The organism is Stenotrophomonas sp. Sm6012, assembly GCF_030985895.1.
In the GTDB taxonomy this organism is placed as follows: Bacteria; Pseudomonadota; Gammaproteobacteria; order Xanthomonadales; family Xanthomonadaceae; genus Stenotrophomonas; species Stenotrophomonas forensis.
Genome location: NZ_JAPTFX010000133.1, coordinates 1 through 13,701, shown reverse-complemented (window position 1 = coordinate 13,701; position 13,701 = coordinate 1). Strand labels below are relative to the sequence as shown.

Below are 13,701 nucleotides of genomic sequence, written 5' to 3'. Positions count from 1 at the left end.
GGCGCGGCCGGTTCCGGGATTGCTGCCGTACCGTCCGCGGCACCGGCTGCAGCAGCAGGCGCTGCAGCGACGGCTGCATCACCTGCCGGGGCCGGTGGTGGTTCCGGGCGCAGCTGCCAGGCGATGCCGATGGCGAACACCATCGAGGCGGCGATACCGAACACGGCCGGCCAGCGCGAGCGCCGTGCGCGGGGCGCTTCCGGGGAGGCGGCGGTTGCGGCGGCCGGTGCGTCCACGGCGGCGCGCGCCGCGGCCAGGATGGCGGCGTCGAGCGCGGCCGGCGGGGGGGGGGGGGGGGGGGGGCCCCGGGGGGGCGCGCGCGGGGCCCGGGGGGGGGGGGGGGCGGGGGGCGGGCGGCGCCTGTTCGGCGCGACGGCCGAGCAGGCGGGCCAGCTCGCGTTCTTCCGGCGTCAGCGGTTCGTCTCGGTTCATGCGTTCAATCCCGCACGCAGCTTGTCCATCGCATAGCGCAGCCGCGATTTCACTGTTTCCCGGCCTACGCCGGTGATCTGGCCGATCTCCTCCAGGCTCAGTTCCTGATCCAGCCGCAGCTGCAGCACTTCGCGCTGCTCGGGCGGCAGTTGTTCCAGCGCCAGCTGGATGCGGCGACGTTGTTCGAATTCGGAAAGCTCGGCTTCCGGGGTCTGCCCATCCTCGATCGCGGCCAGGCGCAGGTCGGCGTCGGCTGGTGCGGAGGGACGATGGCGGGCGGCACGCCAGTGATCGTTCAAGCGGTTATGGGCGATGCGGAACAGCCAGGTGCTGAATGCCGCCTCGGGCTGCCAGCCGGCGCGGGCGCTGATCACCCGCTGCCAGACGTCCTGGAAGATCTCCTCGGCCAGCGCGTTGTCGCGCAGTTGCCGCAGCAGGAACCCGAACAGCCGCTTGCGATGGCGCGCATACAGGCTTTCGAACGCGCGCAGGTCACCACCGGCCCAGGCCAGCATCAAGGCTTCATCGGTTGGCAATGCGCTGGCTTCCACGGCGTACAGGGTAAGGCCTGCAGGCGATGGCGCATAGCCGGTGGCGAGGGCGGGCAGGGCAGGGTTCATGGCGCGCAAGGGGCTACGGACAGCAGGAAAAACGTACGGGCGCACGATTCGGGGTTTGCGGGCTTCCATTGCCCCCCGGGTGGCGCGCTATGCTCGACGGCTCAGGGGAGGCGACGCACAGACGGCGCCAAGAGATTGTCATTTGTCCACGTATGCTGAACCGGCGGAAGAGCCACCACACGAGGTCGTGCTGAGCACGGCGCTGGTGCGCGCGCTGCATGCGCTGTTGCCGGAATCGGCGGTGGTCCGCGTGGGTTGGGACGACCCGCAGCTGGGCTGTGGCCAGAGCGGGTGGCCCTTGCTGGCGGTTAAGGGTTGCGCATCCGGTGAACCCGGCATCGGCGACGGCCAGCACGGCTGGGAGTACGACGGTGCGCGGCTGCTGCTGTCGGTGGCCGGCGCGGCGCCTTCGTCCGCGTGGTGGGGGCTGGCCCGGCAGGCGATGGAGCTGGCGCTGCAGCGTGGCCGCCAGGCCGGGCAGATCAAGGCGCTGGAAGAGGCCGAGCGCCTGCGGCAGGCGTTGTTCCAGATCGCCGACCTGGCCGGTGCCGACCTTGAGATGGGCGAGATGCTGCGCCACGTGCACGGCGTGCTGGGCACGCTGATGTACGCGGAGAACTGCTACATCGTCGAGTACGACGATGTGCGGGACCAGATCCGCTTCCTGTACTTCGCCGACCAGGTTGATGATTTCGTGGCCGATCCATCGCAGAGCCACGCCGCCAGCGAGATGCCACGCAGCCTGACCGTGGCGCTGCTGCGCCATGGCAGGCCGCTCAGTGGCCCATCGCGCGAACTGCTGGCGCGGGTGATGGAGCAGGAGCACGACCCCCAGCGCGGGCCGGAAAGCCTGGACTGGCTGGGCGTGCCGATGCTGCGCGATGGCCGCGTATGCGGCGCCATCGTGGTGCAGAGCTATGAACAGGCTGCCCGCTATGGTGAGGCCGAGCGGGCCCTGCTGGGGTTCGTGGCCCAGCACGTGCAGACCGCCATGGACCGGCGCCAGGCGCAGGTGCGGCTGGAGCAGCAGGTGGAACGGCGCACGCAGGAACTGCGGCGCGCCAACCACAGCCTGCAGGATGAAGTGACCGAGCGCCGTCGCGCCGAACAGCTGCAGACCGCGCTGTACAACATTGCCGAGATGGCGATGTCGGCCGACAGCCTGGCCCAGTTCTACGGGCAGGTGCATGGCGTGGTCGGGCGCCTGCTCGACGCGCGCAACTTCTACATCGCGCTGGTCAACCCGGCAGGCAACGGACTGGATTTCGTCTATTCGGTGGACGAGCACAATGCCAGTCGTGCGCCGCGACCGTTCAGCCGCGGCCTGACCGAGTACGTGGTGCGCAACCGGCGCCCGTTGCTGGCCTCGCGTGCGCAGATCGACGCGCTGCTGGCCACCGGCGAAGTGCGCGAATCCGGCGCCCGCTCGCATTGCTGGCTGGGCGTGCCCCTGCTGCGCGACGATGAAGTGGTGGGCGCGATCGTGGTGCAGAGCTACAGCGAGAGCAGCACGTTCAGCGTGCACGACCAGCGCCTGTTGACCTTCGTCGCGCAGAACATCGGCACCGGCCTGGCCCGCCAACGTGACCAGCAGCGGCTGCGTTCGGCGCATGCCGAGCTGGAAAAACGGGTGGAGGAGCGCACCCGTGAACTGGCCGAGGTGAATGAAAAACTACTCGGCCAGATCGGCGAGCGCCTGCGCGCGGAACAGCGCCTGACCCACCAGGCCATGCATGACGCGTTGACCGGCCTGCCCAACCGGTTGCACCTGCTCGACCGCCTGCAGGATGCGCTGGCGCTGGCCAAGCGTGAGGGCGGCCCGGTGTTCGCCGTGCTGTTCCTCGACCTGGACCGTTTCAAGCTGGTCAACGACAGCATCGGCCATGCCGCCGGCGACCGCATGCTGGTGGAAGTGGCCAAGCGCATCGTGTCGATGGCCGGCCCCGAGGATGTTGTGGCACGGCTGGGCGGCGACGAGTTTGCCGTGCTGCTGCAGTGCCCGCAGGGCCTGGCACAGGCATTGGACTTCGGCCAGCGGTTGCTGCTGGCATTGCAGGAATCGATGTGGATCGCCGGGCGCGAGCTGTTCCCGTCCGGCAGCCTGGGCATCGCCTTGTGGAACCCGCGCTACCGCACTGGTGAAGAACTGCTGCGCGATGCCGACGCGGCGATGTACCGGGCCAAGGCGCAGGGCCACGATCGTTGCTCGATCTTCGATGAGGACATGCGCGAACAGGCAATGCGCAGCCTCGACCTGGAAGCCGATCTGCGCCGCGCGATCAACAACCGCGATTTCGTTCCCTTCTACCAGCCGATCGTGCGCCTGTCCGATGGCGAGGTGGTCGGGCACGAAGCGCTGCTGCGCTGGCAGCACGAGCGCCGTGGCCTGCTGCTGCCGGGCGCGTTCCTGGAGCTGGGCGAGGAAAGCGGCCTGATCGAACAGGTCGACTGGCTGATCTACGAGCAGGTCATCGCTGGCCTGGGCAAGGGCGGCCAGGGCTACGTCTCGGTGAACGTGTCGCCGCGCCATTTCCGTTCAGCGGAATTCAGTGATCGCCTGTTCGGCCTGCTCGACACCTGCGGTGCCGATCCGCGCCGGCTGCGCCTGGAGATCACCGAGGTGGCGCTGCTTGACGATGGCCCGCATACGCTGCGCATCCTGCAGGGCCTGCGCGAGCGTGGGATCCAGGTGCAGCTGGACGATTTCGGCACCGGCTTCTCGGCGCTGTCCTACCTGCACCGCTTCCCGATCAGTACGTTGAAGATCGACCAGAGCTTCATCGCCGGCCTGCATGGCCCGGAAGTGCAGAGCACGCGCGCGCTGGTGGAAGGCGTGCTGTCGCTGGCGCGCACGCTGGGCATCGAGACCATCGGTGAAGGCATCGAGACCGAGGCGCAGCGGCAGACCCTGCGCGAACTCGGCTGTGATTACGGCCAGGGCTACCTGCTGGGCCGGCCTGCACCCCGGGTGCACGCGGTGGCCTGAGCCGCCGCGTGCAAGGGCATCAACGCAGCGCGGCGCGCCGTTTCTCGTCGATCCACTTCGAGGCCTGTGCCGGCTGGTAGTTCTGCATCCAGGTCAGCATCTCTTCGATGTCCGAGCCATACCACAGGTCCTGGCGCTGGTCCGGATGCAGGAAGCGCTCTTCCACCATGCGATCGATCATGCCGATCAGCGGTGCATAGAAGCCATCCACATCGAGGAACGCGCACGGCTTGTTGCCGATGCCCAGCTGGCGCCAGGTCAGCATCTCGAAGATTTCTTCCATTGTCCCGAAGCCGCCGGGCAGGGCAACGAAGCCATCGGCCAGGTCGAACATGCGCGACTTGCGCTCGTGCATCGAGCCGACGATCTCCAGTTCGGTCAGGCCGCGGTGGGCCACTTCCCAGTCGGCCAGCTGGCGCGGGATCACGCCGGTTACTTCACCGCCGGCGGCAAGTACGGCGTTGGCCACGGTTCCCATCAGGCCGACGTTGCCGCCGCCGTACACCAGGCGCAGGCCGTCGCGGGCGATGCGGTCACCCAGGGCAATGGCGCGCTCGGTATAGGCCGGCTTGCTGCCAGCGTTGGAGCCACAGTAGACGCAGATGGACTTCATGGGGGTTCCTGTCTCTTGGTGCGGAAACGAAAACGCCCCGCCGGCAACCGGATCAGCGGTTGCCGGAGGGGTATCCATGGAGTATGACGCGTTGGGCGTTCTTACGCTGCGGCGGCCTGCTCGCGGCGCGGGCCTTCGCGCAGGGCGCGGCCGACCATGCCCACCAGCAGGTCCAGCTCTTCGCTGTCCATGCCGAAGTGCGGGGTGAATCGCAGCGAGTTCTCGCCACCGTGGATCACGTTGATGCCGTGCTGGCGCAGCCACTCCTCGGTGGAATTGGCGCCGTAGCACTTGAACTGCGGCGCCAGCTCGCAGGAGAACAGCAGGCCGGTGCCCTGCACCTTGGTGATCAGCCCGCCCAGCTCGCCTTTCAGCTGCTCCAGCTTGCGCACCGCTTCGGCACCCCGTTCGGCGATGTTGGCACGCACCTGCGGGGTCAGCTGGGCGAGGGTGGCGCAGGCCACATCCAGTGCACGCGGGTTGCTGGTCATGGTGTTGCCATAGATGCCCTTGCGGTACAGCTGCGCGGCATGCTCGGTCACCGCCAGCACCGACAGCGGGTACTGCGCAGCGTTCAGCGCCTTGGAGTAGGTTTCCATGTCCGGCGGGTCCAGGCCTTCGAAGCCCGGATAGTCGACCACCGACAGCACGCCATGCGCACGCAGGCCGGCCTGGATCGAATCGAGCAGCAGCAGGCTGCCGTGCGCACGGGTCAGTTCGCGGGCAACGGCATAGAACGACGGCGGCACCGAGCGGCCCGGGTCGCCTTCGCCCATCACCGGTTCCAGGAACACGGCCTCGACGAACCATTGGTTGCGCGCAGCATCTTCGAACACCTTGCGCAGGCCAGCCTCATCGTAGGGCGCCACGGTGATCACCGAGTCCTCGCCGCGATAGCTGGCCAGGTGCTGCATGTAGCTCTTGCGGCTGGAATCGGAGTACAGCGCCGGTCGGTCGGTGCGGCCGTGGAAGCTGCCCTTGACCACCACGCGCTTGATCGCCGCGCCAGCGTGGCGGGCGCCCGGGTCGGTCTGCAGCTTGGCATTGACGTCGGCGATGCGGGCCGCCAGGCCGACCGCCTCGGAGCCGGAGTTCAGGCACATGAACCGCGCGAACGGGCAGCCGCCACGGCGATGGCCGATCTCGGCGCGCAGGGCCGTGATGAAACGCTGCTGCGACAGGCTCGGGGTCATGATGTTGGCCATCACCTGCGGGCGGGCCATCGCCTCCAGCACGGCATCCGGGGTGTGCCCGAAGCCGAGCATGCCGTAGCCGCCGGCGTCGTACAGCACGGCGCCCTTCAGCGTCACCACCCACGGGCCGCGCGCGGCCAGGGCCACATACGGGGTGACCGCGTCATCGGCGTAGAAATTGACGAAGCCGTCCTGCATCGCGTCGATCTGCGCCTGCTCGTCCTGCGCCAGCAGCGGCCCCAGGTCGGCCTGCACGCGCGCGAATTCCTCGGCGGCGGCCTCCACCGCGGCGACAAGCTGCGGATGGCGGGCGGACAGGGCGGTCAGGGTGGCGTCGTCCAGGCCAGTGGTGAGGCGGGTGCCGGGCTGGGTGCGCAGGGGGGCGAGGCGTTCGATGAAGCTCATTGCAGATCTCCTGAAACAATGGGTCGCACGGGTCTTCAAAAGCAAAACGCGCGTCATCACGCGCGCTTGGGGGCAGGCTCGTGCAGCGGACTTCCGGCCCGATGCTAGCACTTGTTTTTTTGCGCGATAACCCCGCAGAAACCTGCTGCATAGCAGCATTTTGCGCGACGTTCGCCGCGAAGCGCGCCGGCTCGCAGACGCTGGACGTACAATGCGCGCCATTGTCGACCTGTTGCCGCCCACTGCCTTGAAGAAGTCCGATTTCAACTACGACCTGCCGGCCGAACTGATCGCGCAGGCGCCCCTGGCCGAACGTTCCGCCAGCCGCCTGCTGTTGGTGCCACCCGCCCCGGCAGGCTTCACCGACCTGCAGGTGCGTGACCTGCCGTCACAGCTGCAGCCGGGCGACCTGCTGGTGTTCAACGACACCCGGGTGATTCCGGCCCGCCTGTTCGGGCAGAAGGCCAGCGGTGGCCGCGTGGAGATCCTGATCGAGCGCCTGCTCGGCGGCCAGCAGGCGCGTGCGCAGGTGGGTGCCAGCAAGTCGCCGAAGGCGGGCAGCCGCATCGCGCTGGATGCCGGCGGCGAAGCCGAGGTGCTGGGACGCGACGGCGAGTTCTACGTGCTGCAGTTCCATGTGCCTGAATCACTGGAGCAGTGGCTGCTGCACGCCGGCCGCCTGCCGTTGCCGCCGTACATCCAGCGCGAGCCGGGCATGGACGACCGCGAGCGCTATCAGACCGTGTTCGCGCGTGAAGTGGGCGCGGTGGCCGCGCCGACTGCCGGCCTGCATTTCGACGAACCGCTGCTGGCCGCGCTGAAGGACAAGGGCGTGGACTTCGGCCACGTCACCCTGCACGTGGGCGCGGGCACCTTCCAGCCGGTGCGTGCCGATGACCTGAAGGACCACGTGATGCACCGCGAGTGGCTGAACGTCGGTGCCGAACTGGTGCAGCAGGTGCGGCGCACGCGTGCGGCCGGTGGCCGGGTGATCGGCGTCGGCACCACCGTGGTGCGGGCGCTGGAAAGCGCGATGCGCGATGGCGAGCTGCTGCCGTTCGCCGGCGAGACCCAGATCTTCATCACCCCGGGCTATCGCATCCGCAGCGTGGACGCGATGGTGACCAACTTCCACCTGCCGGAAAGCACCCTGCTGATGATGATCTCCGCGTTCGCCGGCAAGGATCGCGTGTTCGAGGCCTACCAGCACGCGATCGAGCAGCGCTATCGCTTCTTCAGCTACGGCGACGCGATGCTGCTGTTCCCGCAGGCGGGTTGAGGAGGCAGGGCACCCTGGGAGGGTAGGGTGCTCTGTGGCAGCCTGGGAAGGCAAGGCCTCTGTGGGTGCGCACCTTGGTGCGCACGCCTTCTTGGGAGACAATGGGCGACTATTTGCCTGAATGACCGCTCCATGTCCCGACTGCAGTTCCAGCTCAAGACCCGCGACGGCCGTGCCCGCCGTGGCCGCCTGACCTTCCCGCGTGGCACGGTGGAAACGCCGGCCTTCATGCCGGTGGGAACCTATGGCTCGGTCAAGGGCATCCTGCCGGACCAGGTGCGCGCGCTGGGCGCCGAGATCATCCTCGGCAACACCTTCCACCTGTACCTGCGCCCGGGCCTGGACATCATCGCCGACCACGGCGGCCTGCACGGCTTCTGCCGCTGGGATGGCCCGATCCTGACCGATTCGGGTGGTTTCCAGGTGTTCTCGCTGGCCCATCGCCGCAAGATCACCGAGCAGGGCGTGACCTTCGCCTCGCCGACCGACGGCGCCCGCGTGTTCCTGGGCCCGGAAGAGAGCATGAAGATCCAGAAGGTGCTCGATTCGGACGTGGTGATGATCTTCGACGAGTGCACCCCGTACCCGGCCACCGAAGATGTGGCCCGTCGCTCGATGGAGCTGAGCCTGCGCTGGGCCCAGCGCAGCCGCAACGCGCATGACGAGCTGGGCAACGACGCGGCCCTGTTCGGCATCGTCCAGGGCGGCGTGCACACCGACCTGCGCAGCCGCTCGGCCGAGGCCCTGCAGGCGATCGGCTTCGACGGCTACGCCATCGGCGGCCTGGCCGTGGGCGAGCCGGAGCACGAGCGCAATGCCATGCTGGATCACCTGGACCCGGAACTGCCGGGCGACCGCCCGCGCTACCTGATGGGCGTGGGCCGGCCGGAGGATCTCGTCGAGGGTGTCGCACGCGGCGTGGACATGTTCGATTGCGTGATGCCGACCCGCAACGCCCGCAACGGCCACTATTTCACCTCGTTCGGTACCGTTCGCATCCGCAACTCCCAGTACGCGCGCGACATGGACCCGATCGAGCCGGGCTGCGGCTGCGTCGCCTGCACCGGCGGCTACACCCGCTCCTACCTGCGCCACCTGGACCGCTGCAACGAGATGCTGGCGCCGATGCTGGGCACCCTGCACAACCTGTTCTATTACGAAAAGCTGATGGCCGACATCCGTGCGGCGATCGAGGCGGGAACCTTCCTGGCCTTCCGTGAGTCCTTCTACGCGGCACGCGGGGCGGTCGCGCCGCCCCTGTAACCGGACACCCCCTGCCAAACGGCCCAAGGACGAACGCCCGGGGCCGTGGCATACTTCAAGGCTGACCCAGTTCCGCGGTCGACACGCCGTGCCCGTGAACGGGCCGGAGCGCCGCCCAACCAAAGGACCAACGATGAACCTGCTTGCTTTCCTGATTCCCGCCGCCCACGCCCAGGCCGCCCACGCCCAGGCCGCCGGCGGCCAACCGCAGGGCATGGGCCTGACCACGCTGCTGTTCCCGATCATCCTGATCGCCATCATGTACTTCCTGATGATCCGCCCGCAGATGAAGCGGCAGAAGGAGCACAAGGCCATGCTGGAGAAGATCAAGCGTGGCGACGAAGTGCTGACCAACGGCGGCATCGCCGGCATCGTCACCGACATCGGCGACAACTTCATCACCATCGAAGTGGCTGACAACGTGCGCATCCGCGTGCAGAAGGGCGCTGTCGGCAACGTGCTGCCGGCCGGTACCCTGAAGTCGGCCCAGTAAGCCACTCCCTTTCCGAAGCACAACCGCGGCGCCGGGGATGGCGCCGCGCGGGACCCAAGCAATGCTCGAATTTCCACGCTGGAAGTACGTCGTCATCCTGATCGTACTGGCGCTCAGCGCGCTGTACGCGCTGCCCAACATCTACCAGAAGGACCCGGCCATCCAGATCACCGCCAACCGTGGCGGGCAGGTCGACGATGCGCTGCGCGACCGTGTGCTGGCCGACCTGAACAAGGCCGGTGTCACCACCATCGGCGCCGAGAAGGAAGGGGAGAGCCTGATCGTCCGCCTGCCGGACCTGAAGGCGCAGTCCGCTGCCAGCGACGCCCTGCGTGACACCATCGGCGAGCAGTACACCGTGGCGCTGAACCTGGCCTCGACCGTGCCGGACTGGCTGGCCAACCTCGGCGGTCGTCCGATGGTGCTGGGCCTGGACCTGCAGGGCGGCGTGCACTTCGTGCTGCAGGTCGACCAGAAGGCCGCCCTGGACAAGCGCCTGGACGCCTACACCGAAGACGTGCGCAGCACGCTGCGTGACGCCCGCATCGCCTACCAGTCGGTGGAGCGTCGTGCCGACAACAGCATCGTGGCCAACCTGAGCCCGTCGGCTGGTGAGGATGCTGCACAGCTCGCCCGTACCGCGCTGGTCAAGGCGCAGCCGACCCTCGGTTACGACGTCAGCGGCAGCCGCATCACGGTGACCATTCCCGAGGCCGAGATCACCCAGATCGCCAACGGCGCCATCGAGCAGAACATCAACACCCTGCGCAACCGCGTGAACCAGCTCGGCGTGGCCGAGCCGATCATCCAGCGCCAGGGTGCCGACCGTGTGGTCGTGCAGCTGCCGGGTGTGCAGGACACCGCCGAAGCCAAGCGCATGATCGGCGCCACCGCCACCCTTGAATACCGTGCGGTGGTTGATGGCAACGCACAGGACGCGATCGCCTCCGGCCGCATCCCGCCGGAAGCGAAGGTCTACCAGCGCCGCGATGGCGGTGGCCCGGTGCTGCTGAACAAGCGCGTGATCGTCACCGGTGACCAGATGGTCGGCGCGCAGGCGGTGACCGATTCGAACACTGGCTCTCCGGCGGTCAGCGTCACGCTGAACAATGTCGGTGGCCAGCGCATGTTCGACTTCACCAGCGCCAACGTGAACAAGCCGATGGCGGTGGTCTACACCGAGCGCGTGCCGACCGTGACCGTCGTCGACGGCCAGGAAGTGCGTGGCTTCAAGGTCAACGAGGAAGTGATCTCGGTGGCCAACATCAACGGCGTGTTCGGCAAGAACTTCCAGACCACCGGCCTGCAGAAGAAGGAAGCCGAAGACCTGGCCAAGCTGCTGAAGTCGGGCTCGCTGGCGGCGCCGATGGACTTCGTCGAAGAGCGCGTGGTCGGCCCGAGCCTGGGCGCCGAGAACGTCAAGAACGGTATGCGCGCAGTGGTGTTCGCGTTCCTGTTCACCCTGGTGTTCTTCAGCATCTACTACCGCATGTTCGGCGTGATCACCTCGATCGCGATGCTGTTCAACCTGCTGATCGTGGTGGCGGTGATGTCGATGTTCGGCGCGACCATGACCCTGCCGGGCTTCGCCGGCCTGGCGTTGTCGGTCGGCCTGTCGGTGGACGCCAACGTGCTGATCAACGAGCGTATCCGTGAAGAACTGCGTGCCGGCGTGCCCGGCAAGACCGCGATCGTGACCGGTTACGAGCGTGCCTCGGGCACCATCCTCGACGCCAACCTGACCGGCCTGATCGTCGGTGTGGCGCTGTTCGCATTCGGTACCGGTCCGTTGAAGGGCTTCGCACTGACCATGATCATCGGTATTTTCGCCTCCATGTTCACCGCGATCACCGTGTCGCGTGCGCTGGCGACGCTGATCTACGGCAGCCGCAAGAAGCTCCAGAACGTGGCCATCTGACGGGACGACACGCACATGAAACTGTTTCCGCTGCACATCCTCCCGAACGACACCAAGATCGACTTCATGCGCTGGCGCCATGTCGCCATGGCGGTCACCATCGTGGTGTTCCTGGCCTCGGTCGCCATCATCGGCTTCAAGGGCTTCAACTATGCGCTGGACTTCACCGGCGGCACGCTGATCGAAGCCCGCTTCGACAAGGCGGTGGACGTCGAGCAGGTGCGTACCAAGCTCGAGGAAAACGGCTTTGACGGCGCGCAGGTACAGAGTGTCGGTGGCAACACCGACCTGCTGATCCGCCTGGCCCCGCACGGCGAGCATGCCCCGGGTACCGGTGATGCCGCTGCCGAGGACAAGGCCACCGCTGCGGCCGTGGTGAAGGCACTGTCCACCGCCGACAACCAGGCCACCGTGCTGCGCAACGAGTTCGTTGGCCCGCAGATCGGCAAGGACCTGGCGATGAATGGCCTGTACGCCACCATCTTCATGCTGGCCGGCTTCCTGATCTACATCGCGGTGCGCTTCGAATGGAAGTTCGCGGTCACCGCCAGCATCGTGGCGATGTTCGACCTGATCGTGACGGTGGCTTACGTGTCCCTGCTGGGCCGTGAGTTCGACCTGACCGTGCTGGCCGGCCTGCTGTCGGTGATGGGTTTTGCGATCAACGACATCATCGTGGTGTTCGACCGCGTCCGCGAGAACTTCCGCAGCCTGCGCGTGGACTCGATGGAAGTGCTGAACCGTTCGATCAACCAGACGCTGTCGCGTACGGTGATCACGGCGGTGATGTTCTTCCTGTCGGCGCTTGCGTTGTACATGTATGGCGGCAGCTCGATGGAAGGCCTGGCCGAGACGCACATGATCGGTGCGGTGATCGTGGTGCTGTCCTCGATCCTGGTGGCGGTGCCGATGCTGACGATCGGTTTCCTGCGCGTCAGCAAGCAGGACCTGCTGCCGAAGGCGAAGGACGTCGAGGCCCTGGCCCGTCGCCCGTAATCACCTGTTGCACGCAGTACACAGAGAACCCCGCGCAAGCGGGGTTTTTTGTTTCACGATGACTCCAGCCTGGTAGTTCGCTGGACTGCGCCGTAGCTAGATACAGCAGGTTTATCAATAACTTACGCGCGTCCATCATATGCCGGTGCTTTCTGAAACTTGACCCGGTTTTCCCTCGCGCCGCTCCTATCTGGCTCCTGGAATCCGGGTTGTTCCGAGGAGTCATCATGGCAAAGATCAAGCTCACTAAGACCGCCGTGGAGTCGGCCCAACCCCAGGCCAAGGATGTTGAACTGCGGGATACCGTGGTGCCCGGCTTCCTGTGCAAGATTACCCCGACCGGCCGCCGGGTGTTCATGCTCCAGTACCGCACGAACTCCGGCCAGCCCCGCAAGCCCTCGCTGGGGCTGTACGGGGAGCTGACCGTCGAACAGGCACGAGTCAAGGCACAGGACTGGCTGGCCGAGGTTCGCCGGGGCGGCGACCCCGGCGGCGCCAAGGCCGAGGCGCGCAAGGCGCCCACGATGGCCGAGTTGTGCAAGAAGTTCATGGAGGACTACTCCAAGAAGCGCAACAAGCCCAGCACGCAGGACGGCTATCAGGGCGTCATAGACCGCAACATCATCCCGCTGCTGGGCCGCAAGAAGGTGCATGACGTGAAGCGGCCCGACATTGCCGGGCTGATGGAGAAACTGGCCTACAAGCCGACCGAGGCGAACAAGACCTTCGGCGTGCTGCGCAAGATGTTCAACCTGGCCGAAGTGTGGGGCTACCGCCCGGACGGCACGAACCCGTGCCGCCACGTCCCCATGTACCCGCCGGGCAAGGAAACCCGGCTCATCGTGGACGAGGAAATGGTGCGGATCTTCCGCCAGTTGGAGAAGCTGGAGGCGGAGGGGCTGGAGAACTACGTCATCCCGCTGGCGATCCGGCTGCAATTCGAGTTCGCCGCCCGGCGCTCCGAAATCTGCCCGCTCGAATGGAGCTGGCTGGACTTCGAGAACCGGCGCGTGGTGTGGCCCGACAGCAAGGTCGGCGGCATTTCCAAGCCCATGAGCGAGGAAGCCTATCGGCTGCTTTCGACGGCGCCGCGCCGGGAGGGCTGCCCCTACGTCCTGCCATCGCCGAACGACCCGGCCAAGCACCTGACCTTTGGCGAGCACTATGGCGGCTGGTGCCGGGTGCTCAAGGCCGCCGGCGTCCCGCACGTCGGCACGCACGGCATCCGCCATCGCTCGACGACCGACATTGCCAATTCGGGCGTGCCGACCAAAGTGGGCATGAAGCTGACGGGCCACAAGACCGTAGCGATGTTCATGCACTACGTCCACACCGAGGACAAGCCGGTGCGCGATGCGGCCGAACTGGTGGCCAGCCGGCGCCAGGCCATCACGGGCGCGCGCCAGCTTGCGGAGGCGGCGGCATGAACACGCGCCGGTCATCCGCAGCATCGTCCGCAGCGCCTTCGGCGCTGCTGGGCGACATTCGGGCACTGATCGAGGC

10 protein-coding genes and 1 pseudogene are annotated in these 13,701 nt (G+C 67.1%); 7 read left to right on the top strand and 4 right to left on the bottom strand.

Annotated elements, in window-relative coordinates; all coding sequences use genetic code 11:
* A pseudogene (locus O0J73_RS18085) lies at nt 1–432 on the bottom strand (hypothetical protein); the annotation flags it as partial.
* Nucleotides 429–947, bottom strand: coding sequence for an RNA polymerase sigma factor (locus O0J73_RS18080; protein ID WP_308309300.1), 519 nt, complete (start codon nt 945–947; stop codon nt 429–431). The gene O0J73_RS18080 and the pseudogene O0J73_RS18085, both read right to left, overlap by 4 nt.
* A gap of 247 nt (nt 948–1,194) precedes the next feature.
* On the opposite strand from O0J73_RS18080, the gene O0J73_RS18075 reads away from it, so the two are divergent.
* A complete protein-coding gene (locus O0J73_RS18075; RefSeq protein WP_308309298.1) occupies nt 1,195–4,038 on the top strand; it encodes an EAL domain-containing protein in 2,844 nt (947 codons plus the stop codon).
* A 19-nt stretch (nt 4,039–4,057) separates the two neighbouring features.
* On the opposite strand, the gene O0J73_RS18070 is transcribed toward O0J73_RS18075, so the two are convergent.
* Together O0J73_RS18070 and O0J73_RS18065 are read right to left on the bottom strand one after the other, a co-directional pair.
* Nucleotides 4,058–4,651, bottom strand: coding sequence for a TIGR00730 family Rossman fold protein (locus O0J73_RS18070; RefSeq protein WP_006434211.1), 594 nt, complete (start codon nt 4,649–4,651; stop codon nt 4,058–4,060).
* Nucleotides 4,652–4,752: 101 nt separating this feature from the next.
* Nucleotides 4,753–6,249 (bottom strand): aminotransferase class III-fold pyridoxal phosphate-dependent enzyme, encoded by a 1,497-nt coding sequence (locus O0J73_RS18065; RefSeq protein ID WP_308309297.1) that lies wholly within the window; start codon nt 6,247–6,249, stop codon nt 4,753–4,755.
* A gap of 247 nt (nt 6,250–6,496) precedes the next feature.
* Between O0J73_RS18065 and queA the strand changes: the two genes are divergently transcribed.
* The 6 genes from queA (at nt 6,497) to O0J73_RS18035 (ending at nt 13,625) form a co-directional block, all read left to right on the top strand.
* Nucleotides 6,497–7,528 carry a tRNA preQ1(34) S-adenosylmethionine ribosyltransferase-isomerase QueA gene (queA, locus tag O0J73_RS18060; RefSeq protein WP_308309299.1) on the top strand — a complete coding sequence of 344 codons (1,032 nt, stop codon included), beginning with the start codon at nt 6,497–6,499 and terminating at the stop codon, nt 7,526–7,528.
* Nucleotides 7,529–7,660: 132 nt separating this feature from the next.
* The gene (gene tgt, locus O0J73_RS18055) at nt 7,661–8,791 is read left to right on the top strand and encodes a tRNA guanosine(34) transglycosylase Tgt (protein WP_006434331.1); all 1,131 of its coding nucleotides are present in this window, start codon (nt 7,661–7,663) and stop codon (nt 8,789–8,791) included.
* Nucleotides 8,792–8,924: 133 nt separating this feature from the next.
* Entirely contained in the window at nt 8,925–9,284 is a 360-nt protein-coding gene (yajC, locus tag O0J73_RS18050) for a preprotein translocase subunit YajC (protein ID WP_308309295.1), read from the top strand.
* Between the two features lie 61 nt (nt 9,285–9,345).
* Nucleotides 9,346–11,202: a protein translocase subunit SecD gene (gene secD, locus O0J73_RS18045; protein ID WP_308309294.1), complete on the top strand. Its 1,857-nt coding sequence runs from the start codon at nt 9,346–9,348 to the stop codon at nt 11,200–11,202.
* Between the two features lie 15 nt (nt 11,203–11,217).
* Complete coding sequence (gene secF / locus O0J73_RS18040; protein WP_049456823.1) at nt 11,218–12,198, top strand: protein translocase subunit SecF; 981 nt, start codon at nt 11,218–11,220, stop codon at nt 12,196–12,198.
* 227 nt (nt 12,199–12,425) lie between these two features.
* Nucleotides 12,426–13,625, top strand: a complete 1,200-nt coding sequence (locus tag O0J73_RS18035) for a site-specific integrase (RefSeq protein ID WP_023114164.1) — start codon at nt 12,426–12,428, stop codon at nt 13,623–13,625.
* The last annotated feature ends 76 nt before the right edge of the window (nt 13,626–13,701 follow it).